This is a genomic window from Bradyrhizobium sp. CCBAU 25360 (assembly GCF_028128695.1).
In the GTDB taxonomy this organism is placed as follows: Bacteria; Pseudomonadota; Alphaproteobacteria; order Rhizobiales; family Xanthobacteraceae; genus Bradyrhizobium; species Bradyrhizobium ottawaense.
Window position 1 is genome coordinate 452,211 of sequence record NZ_LBJA01000043.1, and the last position, 19,365, is coordinate 471,575.

General features: G+C 65.1%; 21 protein-coding genes. 7 read left to right on the forward strand and 14 right to left on the reverse strand.

Going from position 1 to position 19,365, the window contains the following annotated elements:
• Positions 1–23: 23 nt before the first annotated feature.
• On the forward strand, positions 24–725 hold the full coding sequence (locus XH81_RS29130; protein WP_028141762.1) for a FecR family protein: 702 nt from the start codon (positions 24–26) through the stop codon (positions 723–725).
• A 2-nt stretch (positions 726–727) separates the two neighbouring features.
• Positions 728–1,882 carry a hypothetical protein gene (locus tag XH81_RS29135; RefSeq protein ID WP_038948360.1) on the forward strand — a complete coding sequence of 385 codons (1,155 nt, stop codon included), beginning with the start codon at positions 728–730 and terminating at the stop codon, positions 1,880–1,882.
• A 115-nt stretch (positions 1,883–1,997) separates the two neighbouring features.
• On the opposite strand, the gene XH81_RS29140 is transcribed toward XH81_RS29135, so the two are convergent.
• The 3 genes from XH81_RS29140 to XH81_RS29150 all read right to left on the reverse strand — a co-directional run bounded on the left by XH81_RS29140 (position 1,998) and on the right by XH81_RS29150 (position 3,586).
• Positions 1,998–2,486 (reverse strand): VOC family protein, encoded by a 489-nt coding sequence (locus XH81_RS29140; RefSeq protein ID WP_028141764.1) that lies wholly within the window; start codon positions 2,484–2,486, stop codon positions 1,998–2,000.
• Positions 2,487–2,527: 41 nt separating this feature from the next.
• Complete coding sequence (locus XH81_RS29145; RefSeq protein WP_028141765.1) at positions 2,528–2,956, reverse strand: VOC family protein; 429 nt, start codon at positions 2,954–2,956, stop codon at positions 2,528–2,530.
• A gap of 117 nt (positions 2,957–3,073) precedes the next feature.
• Positions 3,074–3,586 carry a cupin domain-containing protein gene (locus tag XH81_RS29150; RefSeq protein ID WP_028141766.1) on the reverse strand — a complete coding sequence of 171 codons (513 nt, stop codon included), beginning with the start codon at positions 3,584–3,586 and terminating at the stop codon, positions 3,074–3,076.
• A gap of 127 nt (positions 3,587–3,713) precedes the next feature.
• Here XH81_RS29150 and XH81_RS29155 point away from each other — a divergent pair, with 127 nt between their 5' ends.
• Positions 3,714–3,932, forward strand: a complete 219-nt coding sequence (locus XH81_RS29155) for a CsbD family protein (protein WP_026202894.1) — start codon at positions 3,714–3,716, stop codon at positions 3,930–3,932.
• Between the two features lie 143 nt (positions 3,933–4,075).
• Here the strand turns inward: XH81_RS29155 and XH81_RS29160 are convergent, their stop codons facing one another.
• From XH81_RS29160 to ggt, 5 genes are all read right to left on the reverse strand, one after another.
• Entirely contained in the window at positions 4,076–4,540 is a 465-nt protein-coding gene (locus tag XH81_RS29160) for an FKBP-type peptidyl-prolyl cis-trans isomerase (RefSeq protein WP_028141767.1), read from the reverse strand.
• 60 nt (positions 4,541–4,600) lie between these two features.
• Positions 4,601–6,892, reverse strand: coding sequence for a xanthine dehydrogenase family protein molybdopterin-binding subunit (locus XH81_RS29165; protein ID WP_028141768.1), 2,292 nt, complete (start codon positions 6,890–6,892; stop codon positions 4,601–4,603).
• Positions 6,893–6,894: 2 nt separating this feature from the next.
• Positions 6,895–7,914, reverse strand: coding sequence for an FAD binding domain-containing protein (locus XH81_RS29170; RefSeq protein ID WP_038972588.1), 1,020 nt, complete (start codon positions 7,912–7,914; stop codon positions 6,895–6,897).
• A gap of 4 nt (positions 7,915–7,918) precedes the next feature.
• Positions 7,919–8,533: a (2Fe-2S)-binding protein gene (locus XH81_RS29175; RefSeq protein WP_028141770.1), complete on the reverse strand. Its 615-nt coding sequence runs from the start codon at positions 8,531–8,533 to the stop codon at positions 7,919–7,921.
• 169 nt (positions 8,534–8,702) lie between these two features.
• Positions 8,703–10,289 carry a gamma-glutamyltransferase gene (gene ggt, locus XH81_RS29180; protein WP_028141771.1) on the reverse strand — a complete coding sequence of 529 codons (1,587 nt, stop codon included), beginning with the start codon at positions 10,287–10,289 and terminating at the stop codon, positions 8,703–8,705.
• 199 nt (positions 10,290–10,488) lie between these two features.
• Here ggt and trhO point away from each other — a divergent pair, with 199 nt between their 5' ends.
• Together trhO and XH81_RS29190 are read left to right on the forward strand one after the other, a co-directional pair.
• A complete protein-coding gene (gene trhO, locus XH81_RS29185; RefSeq protein WP_028141772.1) occupies positions 10,489–11,283 on the forward strand; it encodes an oxygen-dependent tRNA uridine(34) hydroxylase TrhO in 795 nt (264 codons plus the stop codon).
• Positions 11,273–11,491, forward strand: coding sequence for a SlyX family protein (locus tag XH81_RS29190; RefSeq protein WP_028141773.1), 219 nt, complete (start codon positions 11,273–11,275; stop codon positions 11,489–11,491). Before trhO ends, XH81_RS29190 begins: the two co-directional genes overlap by 11 nt.
• Positions 11,492–11,497: 6 nt before the next feature.
• Here XH81_RS29190 and XH81_RS29195 read toward each other — a convergent pair whose 3' ends face one another.
• Entirely contained in the window at positions 11,498–13,402 is a 1,905-nt protein-coding gene (locus XH81_RS29195) for a sensor domain-containing diguanylate cyclase (RefSeq protein ID WP_028141774.1), read from the reverse strand.
• A 173-nt stretch (positions 13,403–13,575) separates the two neighbouring features.
• Positions 13,576–13,791, reverse strand: a complete 216-nt coding sequence (locus tag XH81_RS29200; RefSeq protein WP_028141775.1) for a hypothetical protein — start codon at positions 13,789–13,791, stop codon at positions 13,576–13,578.
• 106 nt (positions 13,792–13,897) lie between these two features.
• Between XH81_RS29200 and hemE the strand changes: the two genes are divergently transcribed.
• Complete coding sequence (gene hemE, locus XH81_RS29205) at positions 13,898–14,932, forward strand: uroporphyrinogen decarboxylase (protein WP_028141776.1); 1,035 nt, start codon at positions 13,898–13,900, stop codon at positions 14,930–14,932.
• Positions 14,933–15,103: 171 nt separating this feature from the next.
• Here hemE and hemC read toward each other — a convergent pair whose 3' ends face one another.
• From hemC to XH81_RS29220, 3 genes are read right to left on the reverse strand one after another with little or no spacing between them, the layout of a single operon-like run.
• Positions 15,104–16,084, reverse strand: coding sequence for a hydroxymethylbilane synthase (hemC, locus tag XH81_RS29210; protein WP_028141777.1), 981 nt, complete (start codon positions 16,082–16,084; stop codon positions 15,104–15,106).
• Positions 16,085–16,109: 25 nt separating this feature from the next.
• Positions 16,110–17,735: a GMC family oxidoreductase gene (locus XH81_RS29215; RefSeq protein WP_028141778.1), complete on the reverse strand. Its 1,626-nt coding sequence runs from the start codon at positions 17,733–17,735 to the stop codon at positions 16,110–16,112.
• 49 nt (positions 17,736–17,784) lie between these two features.
• Complete coding sequence (locus XH81_RS29220) at positions 17,785–18,375, reverse strand: TetR/AcrR family transcriptional regulator (RefSeq protein WP_028141779.1); 591 nt, start codon at positions 18,373–18,375, stop codon at positions 17,785–17,787.
• A 100-nt stretch (positions 18,376–18,475) separates the two neighbouring features.
• Between XH81_RS29220 and XH81_RS29225 the strand changes: the two genes are divergently transcribed.
• Entirely contained in the window at positions 18,476–18,841 is a 366-nt protein-coding gene (locus XH81_RS29225; protein ID WP_028141780.1) for a nuclear transport factor 2 family protein, read from the forward strand.
• Between the two features lie 24 nt (positions 18,842–18,865).
• Here XH81_RS29225 and XH81_RS29230 read toward each other — a convergent pair whose 3' ends face one another.
• Entirely contained in the window at positions 18,866–19,345 is a 480-nt protein-coding gene (locus XH81_RS29230) for a MarR family winged helix-turn-helix transcriptional regulator (protein WP_028141781.1), read from the reverse strand.
• Positions 19,346–19,365 lie beyond the last annotated feature (20 nt).

A 19,365-nucleotide genomic window follows, 5' to 3' on the forward strand; every position in this document is an offset into this window, starting at 1 on the left:
GGGACACATCGATCGGTTGCGAAATGAATTTCCGTTTCTGGCTTTTCCCTATCCTGTCGTCGGCCGCATTGTGCGCGGCGCCTGCTGCGCAGGCGCAGACGCGCGTCGGCGAAGCGGTCGTGATCCAGAACGAAGTGGTGCGCGTGGCCGCGGCCACCACGCCGATCAGTGTCGGCGACAGCATGCTGCGCGACGAGACCGTGCGCACCGGCGTCGACAGTGCCGCGCGCTTCGTGATGGCCGACAGCACCAATCTGTCGCTCGGCCCCGGCGCCACGCTCAAGCTCGACCGCACCGTCTTCAACGACGAGCACAGCTATCGTGACGTCGCGATCCGCATGACCACCGGCGCATTCCGTTTCGTTACCGGACATTCCGAGAAGACCGCCTACAAGATCACGACGCCGCTTGCGACCATCGGTGTGCGCGGCACCACGCTCGACATCCTCTCGCAGCGCGGACGCTCCGTCGTGGTGCTTCAGGACGGCGCGGCGAGCGTCTGCACGACGAGCTCACAATGCGTGCAGCTCACCCAGCCGGGCGACACCGCAATCATAACATCAACCGGCGGCAAGGTCTCGATCACCAAGACCAACACGCCGCCCTGGACCTTCGCCGCCAACTGCGCCGCAAGTGCCGGCCTGTGCGCGGTGAACCAATATGCCGGCGCCTCGCCGACCATCACGCCGGCCGTCCAGGACGACGGCATGCTGTGCGGGCGCTGACGATGGCGAAATTCAACTTTCGGCTCTTCGCCCTCACCGGCCTGCTGACCGCGGCCGCTGCGCTGGCGTTTGTCGCGCTCGACATTCGTCCCGCCGCAGCTCAAGCGACCTGCGAAATCGGATGCGGCGAGCCGACGCCCTACCCGACCTATTCACCATCTCCGACGCCGACATATTCTCCGTCGCCCTCACCCACCCCTTCGCCGAGCCCCTATCCTTCCCCGTCGCCGAGTCCATATCCGTCGCCGAGCCCGACACCGACCGGGGCCGATTCCAGCGGCAATTCGATCGGCGGCCTCGCGGGCCAGCGCTTCAACCAGATGATCACCAACCGGGTGCTCGGCACGGTCCTGCTCGGCGTCAACGAGCAGGTCAATTGCAGCGACTGCATCAGCGCGTTCGGCTCGGCCGGCTCGTTCTCGGCCGGCATCCACGGCCGCAAGGAGCTCACCAACAATCTGTCGCTGCTCGCCGGCATCGCCTACACGCACTACAACGAGGGGGGCTACAAGATCACCGGCGCGCCGATCGGCGCCTTTGCCCTCCGCTACGACTTCACCGACTGGGGATCGTCACGTCCGTTCTTCGACGTCGGAACGATCCTGACGCCGTGGGAGAAGGCGCGCTACACCCGCAGCTACAATACCAGCCTCGGTCCTGTGAGCGTGACGAGTTCGACCAACGCTTCGAACTATGCGGTCTACGGCCGCGCCGGCTGGATGAGCCGCGTCTCGCCGCGCGACGAGGTCGCAGCTTCGATCGAAGTCTGGCAGCTCTGGCAGCGCGTGTCCGGCTACAGCGACAATGCCGTGGCCTTCAACCCGTTCGACGCCACCATCGCGACCGGCACCGACCGTACCAGCCTGGTCAAGATCGGCGGCCAGTGGACGCATCTGTTCGGCAGCAACGTCGAGACCAACATCAACGGCGGCTGGGTGCAGTCGTTTGCGAGCCACAGCGGCATCGTCGCCACCGTGACCGGCGATGGCGTGGTGGTGCCGACCATGGGCAACCAGGGCTGGTTCGAATATGGCGGGCGGCTCGGCTTCCGCGTGCAGAAGGGCTGGGTCGTGGATCTCTTCGCCAACGGCACGCTCGGCCCGCAGCCCGTCGGCAACACCATCCACGGCGGCGTGGGCTTACGGATAAATTACTGAGGCAGCTTCGTAGGGTGGGCAAAGCGAACGCGTGCCCACCACTTGTCTCCACCGGAGTCGGATCGTGGGCACGGCGCAAGATCGCCTTTGCCCACCTACGGCACCCGTGTCGTCGTCACGCCGCCGACTTGCCCTCGAACGCGCGGCGCAGCACGTCGACATCCAGCTTCACCATCTTCATCATCGCCTGCATCGCGCGCGCGGCCGCTGCCCTGTCCGGGCTCGACAGGAATTCGAACATCACCTTCGGCACCACCTGCCAGGCCACGCCCCAGCGATCCCGGAGCCAGCCGCATTGCTCTTCCTTGCCGCCATGGGCGAGGAACGCATTCCAGACGCTGTCGACCTGGGCCTGATCATCACAATGGATCATCAGCGAAATGGCATGGGTATATTCCATCTTCATCCCGCCGTTGAGCGCGACCAGCGGCTGACCGGCGACCATGAACTCGACGACGAGCACGGAGCCTTCCTTGCCGGAGGGGCCGTCCGAAACATTGCGCTGAACGTGCGTGATCGCCGAGTTCGGCACGAGCGAGACATAGAACTTCGCGGCTTCCTCGGCATCGCCGTTGAACCACATGCAGGGTACGACCTTGGACATCGTGAATGCTCCTCGTTGGTTTAGCGTTCGACGGACTGGGATCAGGCATTCGCCATAACGGGCTGCGGAGGGACAGCCGCCATGTCCAGCCAGTTCACACCCCACATGTGGCCATCCGGATCCTCGAAGCTGCGGCCGTACATGAAGCTGTATTCGTCCTTCGGGCTGGGATCGGCCACCCCGCCTGCCGCCTCTGCCTTGCCGACAATCGCGTCGACCTCGTTGCGGGTGTCGGCGGACAGGCAGAACAGCGCCTGATTCGAGGTCCTGGCATCTGCGATCGGCTTCGGCGTGAACTGGCGGAATTTGTCGTGGGTCGCCAGCATCACGTAGATGGCCTCGGAAAAGACCATGCAGCTCGCCGTGTCGTCGCTGAATTGCGGGTTCCGGGTCGCGCCGACCGCCTCATAGAAGGCGGTCGCACGTTTGAGGTCGGTCACGGGAAGATTGAGGAAAATCATCCTGGGCATCGGAAGCTCCTTGGGCGGGTTCTGCCCAAGGACGGATCGCCAGGGGGCCACCCGACACGGCTTCCGGATATTTTTTCACCCCCCGGAGACGATCGCGCCTCCCACCGCGGGGCGGTCTTACTTCTTCTCGTTCGGATCCCGGTGGATGGGGTCGACCCACAGCACTGTCTGGGGCTTCTCGACCGGCTCGATGTCGAGGTTGATCGCCACTGCCTCGCCGTCGCTGCGCACCAGCACGCATTCCAGCACCTCGTCGGGGCTGGCGTTGATCTCCTGGTGCGGCACGTAAGGCGGGACGAAGATGAAATCGCCGGGGCCGGCCTCCGCGGTGAATTGCAGGCTCTCGCCCCAGCGCATCCGCGCCTTGCCCTTCACCACGTAGATGACGCTTTCGAGATGGCCGTGATGGTGTGCGCCGGTCTTGGCATCGGGCTTGATGCTGACGGTGCCGGCCCACAATTTCTGGGCGCCGACGCGCGCGAAATTGATCGCGGCCGCGCGGTCCATGCCCGCCGTCGACGGCACGTTGGTATCGAGCTGGTTGCCGGGAATGACGCGCACGCCGTCATGTTTCCAGCGATCGTCGTGATCGTGGTCATGGTGGGAATGCGAATGGTCATGGCCGGTCATGGACTTGCTTTCTGTTGGTTCCGTGCGCGGCAAACTAACCCGAAGCCGCACTCGCGAGCCATACCAAAATCGGAACCCTCGTAGCTGCGGGACGTTGCCTTTGCGAGCAAAATGGAAGGAGAGTCTCATGGGTAGCACGACCGACAAGATCAAGGGTAACGCCAACGAAGCGATCGGCAAGGCCAAGCAGGGCATCGGTGAAGCCACCGGTTCCGAACGCATGAAGGGCGAAGGCGTGGTCCAGGAAGTGAAGGGCAAGGGCCAGCAGGCCATGGGCGATGCCAAGGACGCCGCAAAGGACGCGATCGATCGCGCAGCGGCAGGAGCAAAGCGCGCGACGGAATGACGCGCGGCATCTAAAAGCGAAAAGACCGGCCGAAAGGCCGGTCTTTTTCTTGCCGTCATTCCGGGGCGGCGCGTAGCACCGAGCCCGGAATCTCGAGATTCCGGGTCTGGTCCTTTCGGACCATCCCGGAATGACGCGATGCGTCACTTCACCGCGAGCAATTCCACGTCGAACATCAGCGTCGCGTTCGGCGGGATCACGCCGCCGGCGCCGCGGGCACCGTAGCCGAGCTGCGGCGGGATGATCAGCGTGCGCTTGCCGCCGACCTTCATCGAGGCGACGCCCTCGTCCCAGCCGCCGATGACACGGCCCTTGCCGATCGGGAATTCGAACGGCTCCTTGCGATCGACGGAGCTATCGAATTTCTTGCCCTTCTGGCCGTTCTCATAGAGCCAGCCGGTATAGTGCATCACGCAGATCTGGCCGGGCTGCGGCGAGGCACCGGTGCCGACGGTGGAGTCGATGATCTGCAAGCCTGAAGCTGTGGTCATGGTCTTTCCTGCGGTCTGGGCCGAGGCCGTGGTGGAAACGAAATGCGACACGCCTGCGATCACCGTGATCGCGAGTGCCGACATCAGGGTGAGGAGCGCGCGCTGGAAACGCTGCATAAGGCACCTTCCGTTTGAGGCGGAAGGTGTCTAGCGCAACGCGGGTGCGGTTTCCACCCCTCACACCTCGATATTTTCCAGTCGGACCGGGAGCTTGCGGATGCGCTGGCCGGTGGCGTGGTGGATCGCGTTGCAGATCGCGGCATTGGTGCCGACATTGGCGAGCTCGCCGAGGCCCTTCACGCCGACGGGATTGATGCGGTCATCCTGCTCGGAGAGCAAAATGACCTCGACTCCGGCGACGTCCGCATTCACGGGCACGAGGTAGTCGGCAAGATTGTCGTTGACGTAGCGCGCATTGCGCTCGTCGATTTCGGTGGCCTCCAGCAGTGCCGACGACATGCCCCAGATCAGTCCGCCCATCAGCTGGCTGCGCGCCGTGCGCGGATTCATGATCCTGCCCGCCGCAAACGCACCGACGAGGCGAGGACAGCGGATTTCGTGGGTGAAGCGATTGACACGGACCTCGACGAACTCGGCGCCGAATGCGTAGGCGATCTGGTCTTTCATGGCATGACCGCCGACGAGCCGCACCTGCCCGTTGTGCATGGCGCGGAAAGAATCCAGCGGCGCGCCTTCCGGCTTCCACTCGCCATATTCCTCGACGACGCCGACACCGAGCGCGTCGAAGGCCTTCTCGATGTCGAGTGGACGATCGCCCTTCGCCGCCTGCGTGGCCGGTGTCTGGCCGAGACCCACGGTCTCCTTGGCCCGGTCGGTCAGGCTTTGAGCCGGCATCGCGGCCTTGAACAGGCGCTGGCGAATCTGGTCGCACACCATCATCACCGCCGAGCAGGTGCTCGCGGTCGAGTTCGAGCCGCCGGCAACCGGCGCCGGTGGCAGATCGCTGTCACCCATGAAGACCGCAACTTTCTCGAGGGGCACGCCGAGGCGCTCGGCCGCGGTCTGGGCGATGACCGTATAGGCACCGGTGCCGATCTCGTGGCCGGCGATCTCGACCCGGGTCCGGCCGTCGCGCTGCAGGCGCACGCGCGCGGCCGACGGCCCCATCTGCGTCGGATAGCAGGTCGCGGCACAGCCATAGCCGATCAGCCAGTCGCCGTCCGACATCGATTTCGGCTGCGGCGAGCGCTGCGCCCAGCCGAAGGCCTTGGCGGCCTCGTCGAAGCACGCCATCAGCGAGCGCGAGGTGTAGGGCTTGCCACCGATCGGCTCGTTGGTGGTGTCGTTGATGCGCCGAAGCTCGACCGGATCCATGTTCAGCTTAACCGCGAGCTCGTCCATCGCGCTCTCCAGCGCAAACAGATACGGCACCTCCGGCGGCGAGCGCATGAAGCCCGGCGTGTTGCGGTCGGCACGCACGATCGACACCAGGCTGTCGACGTTCGGGCAGGCATAGAGCCGCGTCGTCGTCTTGGTGCCGCCGACGCAATAGGCATCGGCGCGCGAGGAGACCTCGGCGCCCTCATGCCTCAAAGCCAGCAGCTTGCCGTCCCGGTTTGCGCCAAGCTTGATCTCCTGGCGCGTCTCGGCACGGTGGGTCGTAATGGTGAAACCCTGATCGCGGGTCGGGACCAGCTTGATCGGGCGGCCCAGGCGCTTGGCAATGCCGGCGATGATGGCGGTCCGCGGCGTCATCGAACCGCGCGAACCAAAGCCGCCGCCGACATAGGGATTGACCACGCGCACCTTGTCGGCGTCGATGCCGAGCTGCTCGGCGACGCCGTGCTTCAAGCCATAGACGAATTGACTGCCTTCGTAGATGACGAGATTGTCGCCCATCCAGGCGCAGCTCGTCGAAAACAGCTCCATCGGATTGTGATGCTGCGTCGGCGTGTCGTAGGCGGCGGTGAGCTTGACCTCGGCCGCATCGAATGCCTTGGCGAAATCGCCGACCGCGGGGTCTTCCTTGAACTGCGCGTTCTGGCCCTTTGCGGCAGCCGTGGTTGTTCCCGGCGAATCGAAGCTCGCGCTGGGCGCGGTGGCGGTGTAGCTGACCTTGACACGATTGGCGGCCTCGCGCGCGGCCTCGTAACTCTCCGCGACAACGACAGCGATAATCTGGCCGTCATGGGCGATCTCGGCCGACTTCAGCGGCTGGATCGTGGTTCCGGCATAGCCGCCATTGCTGAATAGCTTCGACTCCCTCAGCTTCGGGGCGTTCTCGTGGGTGACGATCTCGATTACGCCGCGGACACCCTTGGCCTCATCGAGATCGAAACGGTCGATGCGGCCCTTGGCAATCGCACTGGTGACCAGGAATGCATAGGCCGGATTATCCAGCGGCATGTCGGAGGCGTAGGTCGCCCGCCCCGTGACCTTTGCAGCCGCATCATAGCGCGGCACGGGCTGGCCCATATTCGACTTGGGCGAGGGAGCTGCAGCGGTCATGATCAGATCTCCATCGTTACGGCCTGCTGGAGCGCGCGCGCCACCACGCGCTTGCCGAGCGCGATCTTGAAGCTGTTGTGCCGGCGGCCGCGGGCGTCTGCGAAAGCAGCATCAGCGACGCGTTGCGCCAGAGCTTCGTCGAACTTTTGTCCCTTCAGCAGCGCCTCCGCCTCGCGCGCCCGCCAGGGCATGGTGGCGACGCCGCCGAGCCCGACGCGCGCATCCCGGATCGTGCCCTCTTGCACGTCGAGCGCGATCGCAGCCGAGGACAGTGCGAACTCGTAGGATTGCCGGTCGCGCGCCTTGAGATACACCGAGCGAGGCCAGCGGCCCCGGATCGAAAAGGCCGAAATCAGCTCGCCGGGCTGAAGCGTTGTCTCGATGTCGGGGGAGTTCCCCGGCGCCTTGTGCAGCTCTGCGAACGGCATCGTGCGCGTGCCGGCCCTGCCCGTGATCTCGACCACGGCATCGAGGGCGATCAACGCCTGCGCGAAATCGCCGGGATAGGTCGCAATGCACTGATCTGACGTGCCGAGGACGGCATGCATGCGGTTGACGCCGTCCATGGCGGCACAGCCGGAACCGGGATTGCGCTTGTTGCAATTCTCGTAGGAGACGTCGCGGAAATAACTGCAGCGCGTCCGCTGCATCACGTTGCCGCCGAGCGTTGCCATGTTGCGCAACTGGGCGCTGGCTGCGAGCTTCAGGGAACTCGCGATCACCGGATAATTGCGTTGGATCTCGGCATGGGCGGCCACATCGGACATCTTTGCGAGCGCGCCGAGCCGCAAGCTGTCGCTGCCGGGCTCGATCGCCGACCAGGCGTGCGCGAGCGGATTGATATCGACGATCGCGGCGGGCCGCATCACGTCGAGCTTCATCAAATCGATCAGCGTGGTGCCGCCCGCAAGCGGCTGGGCTGTCGCCTGGGTCAACGGATTGCTGGCTGCCGCCGCGGCAGCGCTCAGCGCCTGCACGGCCATGTCGGGGTCTGTTGCCCGTTGATACGAAAAAGGTCGCATGCGCCTAGCCTTTCATGATCTCGGGCGCGGCCTGCTTCACGGCCGCGACGATGTTGGGATAGGCCGCGCAACGGCAGATGTTGCCGCTCATGTATTCGCGGATGTCGGCTTCGCTCCCGGCATGTCCCTCCTTGACGCAAGCCACGGCGGACATGATCTGGCCAGGCGTGCAATAGCCGCACTGGAACGCATCGTTGTCGACGAAAGCCTGTTGCATCGGGTGCAGGCGATCGTCGGTCGCCAGCCCCTCGATCGTCGTGATCTCCTGCCCTTCCGCCGCGAGCGCGAGCGTCAGGCACGACACCACCCGCCGATCGTCGATCAGCACCGTGCAGGCGCCGCACTGGCCGTGGTCGCAGCCTTTCTTGCTGCCGGTGAGCTTGAGGTGGTCGCGCAGCGCATCGAGCACCGTGGTGCGCGCGTCGATGCGCAGGCGCTTGTCCTTGCCGTTGACCCGCAGCGTGACGTCGACGGGAAGTGAGGGGTCCTGTGCAGCTGGGGCTTTGGCTTCCTCTGTGGCCGCGCGCGCGGTGATCGGGACGAGCGCACTGCCAGCCGCGCCGGCCATGAAGGCGCGCCGATCGAATGCTGATTGTTTGGAACTTGATGTGTCGGACATCGACGCCTCCGCCGCTTATCTGCAAAGCAGCGCACGCCTGCACCGCCCATCGCCCCTTAACCGGAAGCAATGAACTCTGTTCCGAACGAGAAAGGGCGACGCAGCAAATGCCGCGCCGCCCTTCGTCAACTTTTCCTGATCTTGCGCGCGGAACCCCGCGCGGCAGCACTCAATAGCCGAGCGCGCAGCCGTCCTTGCGCGGATCGGAGCCGCCGGTGAGCGTGCCCTTCTCCCAGTCGATCCAGATCGCCTGCGCACCACCGAGCGGGCCGACCACACTGGTGGTCTTGTGGCCGAGCTTCTTCAGGCCCTCGACGATGTCAGTCGGCACGCTGTCCTCGAGCTGATACTGGCCCTCGTAGTGCAGGCCGCGCGGCATGTCGATCGCCTCCTGCACATCGCAGCCATAGTCGAGGATGTTGGTCACGACGCGGGTCTGGCCGACCGGCTGGTACTGCCCGCCCATCACCGCGAACGGCATCACGGAGCGGCCGCCCTTGGTGAGCAGGCTCGGCATGATCGTGTGCAGCGGCCGCTTGCCGCCGGCGATGCAGTTGGGATGGCCGGGCTGGATGCGGAAGCCGCCGGCGCGGTTCTGGAACAGGACGCCGGTCTTGTTCGAGACGATCGCCGAGCCGAAGGAATGCGCGATCGAATTGATGAACGAGCAGACGTTGCGGTCCTTGTCCACGACGGTGATGTAGATCGTCGACGGATTCATCGGCGGTGCGACGTTCGGCAGGTCGAGCATGCCGTCCATGCGGATCTTGGCGATGTGCTCGTCGCAGAATTCCTTGGCGAGGATCCTGGCGACCTCGACCTGCATGTGGTCGGGATCGGCAACGTGCAGCTCGCGGTGCATGTACGCGATGCGCGCGGCCTCAGCTTCGAGATGGAAACGCTCGATGCTGAGCGGCGCGTATTTCGTCAGGTCGAACCGCGACAGGATGTTCAGCATCAGCAGCATGGTGAGGCCGGGTCCGTTCGGCGGGCACTGCCAGACGTCGTAGCCCTTGTACACGGTGCCGATCGGCGTCGTCGTCTCGGTGGTGTGCGCGGCGAAATCGTCGAGCGTGTGCAAGCCGCCGATGCCCCTGAGGGTCTCGACCATGTCTTCGGCAATCGGGCCCTTGTAGAAGGCGTCGCGGCCGTCCTTGGCGATCGCGCGCAGGGTCTTGCCGAGCTCGGCCTGGCGGATGACGTCGCCGGCCACCGGCGGCTTACCGCCCGGCAACAGGTAACGCACTGTGTTGGTACCGCCCTTCAGCTTCTCGAACTGGTTCTTCCAGTCGAAGGCGATGCGGGGTGCGACGACGTAGCCTTCCTCGGCCGCCTTGATCGCGGGCTGGAGCAGCCGGTCGAAGCCGAACTTGCCATGGTCGCGCAAGACGGTCGCGAAGGCATCGACCACGCCGGGGATCGAGACCGCATGCGCCGAGGTCAGCGGCACCGAATTGATCTTGCGCTCCAGGTACCAGTCGACGTTCGCCGCCTTCGGGGCACGGCCGGAGCCGTTATAGGCGATGATCTTGCCCTCGCCGCGCGGCTGGATCAGCGCAAAGCAGTCGCCGCCGATGCCGGTCGATTGCGGCTCGATCACGCCAAGCAGGGCCGAACCCGCTACCGCCGCGTCCACCGCGGTGCCCCCTTCGCGCAACACCTCGATCGCGGCGAGCGAGGCCTGCGGATGCGAGGTCGCCACCATCGCGTTGGTGGCGTGGACCGTGGACCTGCCTGGGAAATGAAAGTTTCTCATCGAATTCTTGCTCTCTTGGGCCCGTGGCGCGGATGGCGCGCCATCTCGGAAAAAACCGGGGTTACATGACACATTCCGGCCCGCCGGGGCAATGCTGGCATACCAGGGAAATGGCAGCCATCCGCTGAGCGAATAGACCTTTCGAGGCCGGCGGCCATGCGGGTTTTCCGGACGGCGGCCGCCTGCTAAACGAGCCGCCATGTCTGATCCGGATTCGATCAAGGTCGCCGCGTTCTACCAATTCGCCGCACTCCCGGATTACCGCGAGCTGCGCGAACCCCTGCGCGCGTTCTGCGCCGGCCTTAAGCTGAAGGGCAGCGTGCTGCTCGCGCATGAGGGCATCAACGGCACGCTCGCCGGTGCGCCGGAGGCAATCGACGCCCTCGCCTGCGAGCTCACGCACGGTGACATGTTCGGCGGCAGGCTGAACAATCTCGAATTGAAATTCTCGGCCGCCGAAGCGATGCCGTTCAGGCGGCTCAAGGTGCGGCTGAAGAAGGAGATTGTCACGCTTGGCGATGAGGCTGCCGATCCGACCCGCCAGGTCGGCACCTATGTCGATGCGAGCGAATGGAACGCCCTGATCTCGGCGCCCGACATGCTGCTGCTCGACACCCGCAACGCCTTCGAGGTGGCGATGGGAACGTTCGAAGGCGCCGTCGATCCCGGCATCAGGAGCTTCGGCCAGTTCAAGGACTTTGCCGCCGTCGGGCTCGATCCGGCAAAGCACCGCAGGATCGCGATGTTCTGCACCGGCGGCATCCGCTGCGAAAAGGCGAGCGCGCATCTGCTCGCGCGCGGCTTTGCCGAGGTCTATCACCTCAAGGGCGGCATTCTCAAATATCTGGAAGAGGTGCCGGAGGCGCAGAGCCGCTGGCGCGGCGAATGCTTCGTGTTCGATGAGCGCGTCGCGCTCGGCCATGGCCTGCAAGAATCCGGCCTGCAAGAATCCGGTTTGCGCGAACGAAACAAGGATGCGACGCGTGACGAATGAGATCAAGACGCTGAGCGAGCGCATCGACACACTGGAAACGCGCCTCGCCTACCAGGACGACACGATCGAGACGTTGAACCAGACCATCACCGCGCAGTGGAAGCAGATCGATCTGCTGACGCGGAAGATCGCAGAACTCGGCGAGCGGCTGCAGGAAGCCGAGGCCAATGCGCCTGGACCAGCCAACGAACCTCCGCCACATTATTGAGCCGTCTTACTGGCCGGAGGCCTTGGGCATCAAATTCATGAGCTCGCCGGACATCACCAGGCGGTCGCGGCCTGCATCCTTGGCGGCGTAGAGCGCCCGGTCGGCAGCCTCAACCAGCGAGGCCACGCCCGCCGTGCGTTCCAGCGCCGGCCGACAGGTCGCACCGCCGACCGAGGCGGTGACGCATCCGGATTCCAGATTGGTGGCATGAACGAGGCCGGCCTTGTGGATGGCGCTGCGGATCCGTTCGCCGAAAAGAGCGCAGCCGGCGGCATCGGTGTTCGGCAGCAGCATGGCGAATTCCTCACCGCCATAGCGCGCCGCCAGATCGCCGGCGCGCTGCGTCTCGGCCGCGATGATCTTTGCGACCAGACGCAGGCAGGCATCGCCCGCGGGATGGCCGTATTCGTCGTTATAGGCCTTGAAGTGGTCCACATCGATCATCAGCAAAGCAAGGCTCGAGCGGTCGCGATAGGCGCGCGCCCATTCCTCTTTCAGCCGCTCGTCGAAGCGGCGGCGATTGGCAAGGCCGGTGAGGCTGTCCTCGATCGCGAGCGTCTCGAGCCTGGTTTCCAGCTTCTTGTGCTCGGTGATGTCGCGGGAGATCGCGACCACGCCGTCGACGCGGCCATTGTCCTTGCGCGTCACCCGCATGGTCGATTCCAGCCAGACTTCGCCGTTCTGCCGGTGCGAGTTGCGATAAGTGAGGCGCGCCTCCTCCCGCTCGCCACGCTTCATGGCGTCGACGATCGCCTGGACCTCCGGCAGATCCTCCGGATTGATGCCCGCGAGCGCCGGCGTGCCGATCAATTGATTGGCGCGCCAGCCGACGACCCGCGCGGACGAGGGCGAGACATAGCGCAGCCGCTCGTCGAGCCCGATGCGCGTCACCATGTCGCTGGAGCCTTCGGCGAGCAGGCGGAAATGCGCCTCTTTCTCGACCAGGGCCGCGGCCATGCGCTGGCCGCGCTGCAACTGTCGCACCAGCACGGCGCCGATGACCGCAATCAGCATCACCAGCGCGACGACGTAGAGCATGCGGGAGATTGCCGCGGCGCGCCAGGGCGCGAGCAACTCGTCCTTGTCGACTGTGGCAAGCAAAAGGAGCGGGAAACGGCTGCTGCGCTTGAAGAAGCTGACGCGCTCGGCGCCGTCCAGGGGGGACTTGAAATAGTAGGCCCCACTCGGCCGTTGCAGGCTCGCGTCGCGGAATAACGGCTTGTCGGAAACGCTGCGTCCGACGAATGTCTCGTTGCTGGGGTTGCGCGCGATGATCAGGCCATCGCCATGCGTGAGCGAAACCGAGCTGTTGCGGCCGATCTCGAACTGCTCGTAGAAATGCGAAAGATATTTTGAGCTGATGGTCGCGAGCACGACCCCGCCGAAGCTGCCGTCGGGCTTGTCGAAGCGGCGCGACAGGGTGACGACCCATTGGCCGTCGAGGAGGCTCTTTACGGGACGGCCGACATAGGGCTCTCGTTTCGGGGAGAGCTGATGATAGCGGAAAAACGCGTCGTCGCTGAGCGTTGAGCCGATCGTCCCGGGCGAGGTCAGCCAGTTGCCCTGGTCGTCGATGATGGCGAGGCTGTGAACGCGCTCGATGGCCTTCTTGCGTACTTCCAGCAGGGTGCGCAGTTTGGCGATCGTGGCCGGTGCAGTGCCGTCCATCTCGAGCCGGCTGACGACGCCGACGACGCCGGAATCCAGCAGATCGAGGCTGTCCTCGGCATGCTGGGTCAGCGAGCGGGCAACGTTCGCCATCTCGGTCTCGGCGCCCCTGAGCACCGCGTCGCGCGCAGCCCATTCCCGCCAGCCGCTGACGCCGAGGATGGTCGCGCAGGTCAGCACAACGAACGCCGCCGCGCGCAGCGGCAGACGGCTCCATCCAGCTCGTTGGGTCGCAAGGCTCATGCGGCAGAATTCTCCGATCGTCGGAAACTCTGCCGCTTCTATTATTGAACTCTGAAATCACTACTGGAATACGTAGCCATCTACACGGTTTCCAGTAGTCCTACGGACGCCGCGATAAGCACATCGCTAACAAGGTATTAGCAAGCCGATCGGAATCCCGGCGTCGCCTTCCCCTAGCTGAAGATCGCCTTCACCTTGTCCCAGAGCGAGGGACTGTCGGCTTCCGCATCGGCCTTCGAGGGCGTCGGCTGGGTGGCGCTTACGGGATCAGATGCTGGGAAGCTGTCCCTGAGCCCGGCGTCGAGCTTGGATTGCCGGTCGGCGACGAGCGCCTCACGCAGATCGTCGGCGTGCTTGTCATGCGGCGCGGGATTGAATGTCTCAGCCATGATGTCCTCCATCGGCTGGTCAACGCGGCCCGATTGCGCTGGTTCCCCTGTTCCGCTGAGGGCCGGAGCGGTGTATCAGAGGCCATAACCTTTCTCAGGACCATTCGTGCCCCAATCTGCGACGAAACCTTTCATCGACGTGCTCTCCGGCCAGCGCCAGAGCATCCCGCCCATGTGGATGATGCGGCAGGCCGGCCGCTATCTGCCGGAATATCGCGAGGTCCGCGCCAAGGCCGGCGGCTTCCTCGATCTGTGCTTCAACCCGGAGCTTGCGGCCGAGGTGACGCTGCAACCGATCCGCAGATTCGGCTTCGATGCGGCGATCATCTTCTCCGACATCTTAGTAATCCCCTATGCGCTCGGGCGCTCGGTGCGGTTCGAGGTCGGCGAGGGCCCGCGGCTGGATCCGCTGGATCATCCGGCGAAGGTCGCAACGCTCGCCGCGCGCGCCGACTTCGGCATGCTCGAGGCGGTGTTCGAGGCGCTCAAGCTCGTCCGCGGCGCGCTCGATCCAAAGACCGCGCTGATCGGCTTCTGCGGCGCGCCGTGGACGGTTGCGACCTACATGGTCGCCGGCCAGGGCACGCCGGATCAGGCGCCGGCGCGGATGATGGCCTACCGGCATCCGGAGGCGTTCTCGAAAATCATCGACGTGCTGGTCGAGAACTCGATTCAATATCTGCTGTTGCAGCTCGCCGCCGGCGCCAATGCCTTGCAGATCTTCGACACCTGGGCGGGCGTGCTGCCGCCGGCCGAGTTCGCGCGCTGGTCGGTCGAGCCGACCCGCCGCATCGTCGAGGGCGTGCGGGCCAAGGTGCCGGATGCGAAGATCATCGGCTTCCCCCGCGGGGCCGGTGCGCAATTGCCTGGCTATGTCGAGGCGACCGGCGTCAATGCGGTCAGCATCGACTGGGCCGCGGAGCCGGGCTTCATTCGCGAACGCGTGCAAAGCAAGGTCGCCGTGCAGGGCAATCTCGATCCGCTGGTGTTGATCACGGGCGGCGCGGCGCTCGACCGCGCGGTCGACAACGTGCTGGCCAATTTTGCTCAAGGCCGCTTCATCTTCAATCTCGGCCACGGCATCCAGCCGGAAACGCCGATCGCCCATGTCGAGCAGATGATCAGGCGGGTGCGGGGGTAATTCGCCCGCCCTAACGGGCGCGGAAACAAAAACGCGAAAACAACCCCATGCACAGTAGACAAGTCATTGAAAACTCTGGGCCTGCCACGCGCGGCTCAGAGGCGAGTTTGACACGTCGGGCAAATCAGGCGCGGAATCATAAGATGGCCGGTTGCGCTTTCGCGGGAAGGCTTAGCGCGGCCGGCTGCGCTCGATGATCTCGGCGGCGCCCTTCGTCAGCAGATCCAGACCCACGGCACGGCCGAGCTCACGCGGCCGATTGGCGGGGCCTTCGCGCGAGGCTTCGATGATGGTGTTGCCGGAGAGGTCGAGCACGGAGGCCGTCAGCGACATCTGATCGCCGGCAATGGTCGAGAAACCCGCCACCGGCGAATTGCAGTGGCCGTTCAGCACCCACAAGACCTCGCGCTCGGCGTCCGCGCTGGCATGCGCGGCGGGATCGTCGATCGACGACAGGATCTGCCGCGTCTGCCAGTCCTGCGCCGCGCATTCGACTGCAACGATGCCCTGCCCCGCCGCGGGCAGCATCTCGGCTGCGGTGAATTCGTACGCGATGCGGCCGGCAAGGCCGACGCGGTCGAGGCCCGAACGCGCCATGATCAGCGCATCGGCCGGCCCCACCGTGCCGCCGTCCGGCAGGCGCTGCTTCTCGCCATTGTCGAGCTTTCGGACGCGCGTGTCGGCGGCACCGCGGAAGTGGATCACCTCTACATCCGGCAACAGGCGTCGCGCGTAAGCGGCCCGGCGGACCGCGTTGGTGCCGATCTTAAAACCCTTGCCGCGGGACTGGCGCAGCGCCTCCAGCGTCACCCCGTCGCGCAGCACCAGCGCGTCGTTCGGCGGATCGCGCGACAAGGTGGCGCCGATGACGAGGCCGGGCGTGTCCTCATTGCCCGGCATGTCCTTCAGCGAGTGCATCGCCGCCTGCAATTCGCCCGACAGCACCGCGGCGCGGATCTGCGCCACGAAGGCGCCGCCCTTGCCGCCATGCGGCAGGAGCTTGCTGGTCTGGTCGAGATCGCCCGTGGTGTCGAACTTGACGATCTCGACGTCGAGACCGGGCACGGCGGCGGTCAGGCGGCGCGCGATCTCTTCCGTCTGTGCCAGCGCCATCGCGCTCTTGCGTGTGCCGATCTTGAATCGCGTAGCCAAGTCCAAACCCTCTCAAGCAGCGAAATTACCGCGCATCCTCCAATATCATGTCGGAGGCCTTTTCGGCGATCATGATGATCGGGGCGTTGGTGTTCCCCGACACGAGGTCCGGCATGACCGAGCCGTCGACGACGCGAAGGCCTTCGAGCCCCCTCACCTTCAGCCGCTGGTCGACCACCGCGAGCGCGTCATTGCCCATACGACAGGTCGAGGTCGGATGGTAGATGGTGCTGCCGCGCTCGCGGCAATAATCGAGCAACTCGGCGTCCGTGGATACCTTCGCACCGGGATCGTACTCACCAGCCACGAACGGCTTCAGCGCCGGCGCATTCAAGATCTTGCGCAGGATCTTCAGACCTTCGACGTTGGTCGTGCGGTCGGTCTCGGTCGACATGTAGTTGATGCGGATCTCCGGCGGCACCGTCGGATCGGCGCTCTTGATGCGCAGGGAGCCGCGGCTCTCAGGACGGAGCTGGCACACAGAGGCGGTAAAGCCGGAGAAATCATGCAGCTTCTCGCCCATCTTGTCGGTCGAGAACGGCAGGAAGTGAACCTGGATGTCGGGCGAGGCCAGCCGCGGGCTGGTCTTGAAGAACGCGCCCGCCGTGCCCGCCGCAATCGTCAGCCACCCCTTGCGGAACAGCGCATAGCGCGCGCCGGCCATGGTGCGGCGGAGCGGATGATTGACGGTGTCGTTCAGCGTGATCTTCTGCGAGCAGCGCATCACGATGCGGACCTGCATGTGGTCCTGGAGGTCGTGACCGACGCCCGGCGCATCCAGCACGACATCGATGCCATGCTTGCGCAGGAGGTCGCCGGGCCCGACGCCGGAGAGCTGCAGCAGCTGCGGCGAGTTGTAGGCGCCGCTCGACAGCACGATCTCCTTGCGCGTGCGGGCACGTCGGATTTGCGAGCCTTGCCGATATTCGACGCCGACGGCGCGGCGGCCCTCGAACAGCACGCGCTGGCCGAGCGCGGAGGTTTCGACCTTGAGATTGCCGCGGGCCTTCGCCGGCCCGAGATAGGCCACCGAGGTCGAGGCGCGCCGACCGTTGCGCGTCGTGGTCTGGAACAGGCCGACGCCTTCCTGCGTGGCGCCGTTGAAATCGGGATTGTAGGGCAGACCGGTCTCGACCGCGGCGTCGATGAAGGCCTTTGACAGCGGATCGGTCACGACCATGTTGGAAACCGGCAGCGGGCCGCCGCTGCCGTGATACTGGTCGGCCCCGCGCGACTGGTTCTCGGCCTTCTTGAAGTAGGGCAGCACGTCGTCATAGCCCCAGCCGGTGTTGCCGAGCTGACGCCAGCGGTCGTAGTCCTCGTGCTGGCCGCGGACATAGAGCAGACCGTTGATCGAGCTCGATCCGCCCAGCGTCTTGCCGCGCGGCTGGAACACCTGACGTCCCTTCAGCTCAGGCTCCGGCTCGGTCTGGTACATCCAGTTGACCGTCTTCTCCTTGAACAGTTTGCCGTAGCCGAGCGGCACGTGGATCCAGATGTTGGAATCCTTTGGCCCGGCCTCGAGCAGCAGCACGCTGTGCTTGCCGCTTGCCGATAGACGGTTGGCGAGCACGCAGCCGGCGGAGCCGGCGCCGACGATGATGTAGTCGAATTCGGGATCGGTGGATGCGAGAGAGGAATTTGCGTTCATGCGCTAGTCTTCTTGTTGTGTGGGCGTTTCTGGTTCGTCACTAGCACAATCATGCGCGATGGCGCAGCGCCTCGACCAGCGACTTGAACGCACGGGCATATTCCGCACCCGCCCTTGCGATATCGGCGCGCCCGGCGCAGGCGACCGCGGCCTCCGTCACCGCGCCGAGCAGCAGCCGCGCCAGCGGCTCGACCGGCTGCTTTGCGATGAGGCCGGTCTCCATCGCCACCGAGAGCGCACGTGGCAGCTTGCCGCCGAAATGCCGTGCGTCGATCTCGCGCCACCTCTCCCAGCCGAGCACGGCCGGCCCGTCCCGCAGGATGATCTGGCCGGTCGGGCCCTTGGCGGTCGCCGCGAAATAATGCTGCGTGCCGGCGACCATCGCCGCGAGCACATCCTTCTCGGCGCGGGCGGCGCTGTCGATCTCGACGACGAGATCCCGAGAGACCTGGTCGAACACGGCTTCAAACACTGCCTCCTTGGTCTTGAAGTGATGATAGACCGCACCCTTGGCGACAGAGGCCGCCGCCGCGATCTCGTCCATGCTGGTGGCGGCAAAGCCTTGCGTCCCGAACAGGCGGCGCGCCGCCGTCAGGATCGCCTCCGATGTCGCCGCCCGCCGCTCCGCCTGTTTTGCCATGGGTCTCGTCTAATCGAATTCGGCAGAAGCAGCCAGTTGACTTTTCGACCACCGGTCGGTATTTACCGACTATCAGTCGGTTTTAATTGCGGGGTTTGATATGCCGAGCCGTGACGTCGTCGAAGCTTTTGCGCAGCGGCTGGAGGCCGGGGATTTCATCGGTGCGATCGAGCAGTTCTGCACGCCCGACGCCGCGACCTATGAGAACAACGGCGCTCCGACGATCGGCCGTGACAAGCTAGTCGCCAAGGAGCGTGCCGTGCTGGCGGCCTCGAAAGAGGTCAGGGCCGTCCGCATCGGACCGAGCCTGATCGACGGCGACCATGTCGCGACGCGCTGGACGTTCAGCTTCACCAACGCAGAGGGTGTCGCACGAACGCTGGACGAGATCGCGTGGCAAACCTGGCGCGGCGACAAGCTGATCGAGGAGCGGTTCTATTACGACCCCAAGCAGCTCGGGCGGTGACAAGCCGCCCTATCGCAATCGATTTCAAGCTGACTCGCCCGGCGCCATCATGGCGTCGGCGAGCTTGCGCATCAGGCGCACCAGATCCTCCACATCCTGATCGTCCCAGGTCGCAAACATCCCCCCGACAATCCGTTCGCGTGCCCTGTCCACCGCGTCCGTCATGGCCTTGCCGCTGGGCGTGATGGTGGCTTCACTGACGCGGCGATCCGCTTCGCTGGCGTGGCGCTTGATCAAGCCGAGATTTTCCAGTTTCGCGACCTGCCGGCTGACCGTGGTGTAGTCCCGCCCCATGCGATCCGCGAGGTCGACGACTCCGATCGGGCCGCGCCGCTCGATGCCGACGAGCAGCGGAAACAGCGCACGATCGAGCGAGATGCCCGCCTCGCGGATCATCATGTCGTCGCCCTGCCGGCGGTTCATGACACTGACGATGTCGATCAACGCTTCGTGAAGCGAGCGCACCTGCTTTTTAATATGTGTATTTTGCACCTTTCTTGACATCCCGATGACCCTCTGCCTAA

Bases quoted from the DNA above. Each gene is read 5' to 3' on its own strand.
- XH81_RS29155 (WP_026202894.1), top strand. From the start codon at position 3,714: ATGGGTAGCACGACCGACAAGATCAAGGGTAACGCCAACGAAGCGATC.
- XH81_RS29220 (WP_028141779.1), bottom strand. From the start codon at position 18,375: ATGGCAAAACAGGCGGAGCGGCGGGCGGCGACATCGGAGGCGATCCTG.
- ggt (WP_028141771.1), bottom strand. From the start codon at position 10,289: ATGAGAAACTTTCATTTCCCAGGCAGGTCCACGGTCCACGCCACCAAC.
- XH81_RS29225 (WP_028141780.1), top strand. From the start codon at position 18,476: ATGCCGAGCCGTGACGTCGTCGAAGCTTTTGCGCAGCGGCTGGAGGCC.
- trhO (WP_028141772.1), top strand. From the start codon at position 10,489: ATGTCTGATCCGGATTCGATCAAGGTCGCCGCGTTCTACCAATTCGCC.
- XH81_RS29140 (WP_028141764.1), bottom strand. From the start codon at position 2,486: ATGTCCAAGGTCGTACCCTGCATGTGGTTCAACGGCGATGCCGAGGAA.
- XH81_RS29230 (WP_028141781.1), bottom strand. From the start codon at position 19,345: ATGTCAAGAAAGGTGCAAAATACACATATTAAAAAGCAGGTGCGCTCG.
- XH81_RS29145 (WP_028141765.1), bottom strand. From the start codon at position 2,956: ATGCCCAGGATGATTTTCCTCAATCTTCCCGTGACCGACCTCAAACGT.
- XH81_RS29175 (WP_028141770.1), bottom strand. From the start codon at position 8,533: ATGTCCGACACATCAAGTTCCAAACAATCAGCATTCGATCGGCGCGCC.
- XH81_RS29160 (WP_028141767.1), bottom strand. From the start codon at position 4,540: ATGCAGCGTTTCCAGCGCGCGCTCCTCACCCTGATGTCGGCACTCGCG.
- XH81_RS29200 (WP_028141775.1), bottom strand. From the start codon at position 13,791: ATGGCTGAGACATTCAATCCCGCGCCGCATGACAAGCACGCCGACGAT.
- XH81_RS29150 (WP_028141766.1), bottom strand. From the start codon at position 3,586: ATGACCGGCCATGACCATTCGCATTCCCACCATGACCACGATCACGAC.
- XH81_RS29170 (WP_038972588.1), bottom strand. From the start codon at position 7,914: ATGCGACCTTTTTCGTATCAACGGGCAACAGACCCCGACATGGCCGTG.
- XH81_RS29165 (WP_028141768.1), bottom strand. From the start codon at position 6,892: ATGACCGCTGCAGCTCCCTCGCCCAAGTCGAATATGGGCCAGCCCGTG.
- XH81_RS29135 (WP_038948360.1), top strand. From the start codon at position 728: ATGGCGAAATTCAACTTTCGGCTCTTCGCCCTCACCGGCCTGCTGACC.
- XH81_RS29195 (WP_028141774.1), bottom strand. From the start codon at position 13,402: ATGAGCCTTGCGACCCAACGAGCTGGATGGAGCCGTCTGCCGCTGCGC.
- XH81_RS29130 (WP_028141762.1), top strand. From the start codon at position 24: ATGAATTTCCGTTTCTGGCTTTTCCCTATCCTGTCGTCGGCCGCATTG.
- XH81_RS29215 (WP_028141778.1), bottom strand. From the start codon at position 17,735: ATGAACGCAAATTCCTCTCTCGCATCCACCGATCCCGAATTCGACTAC.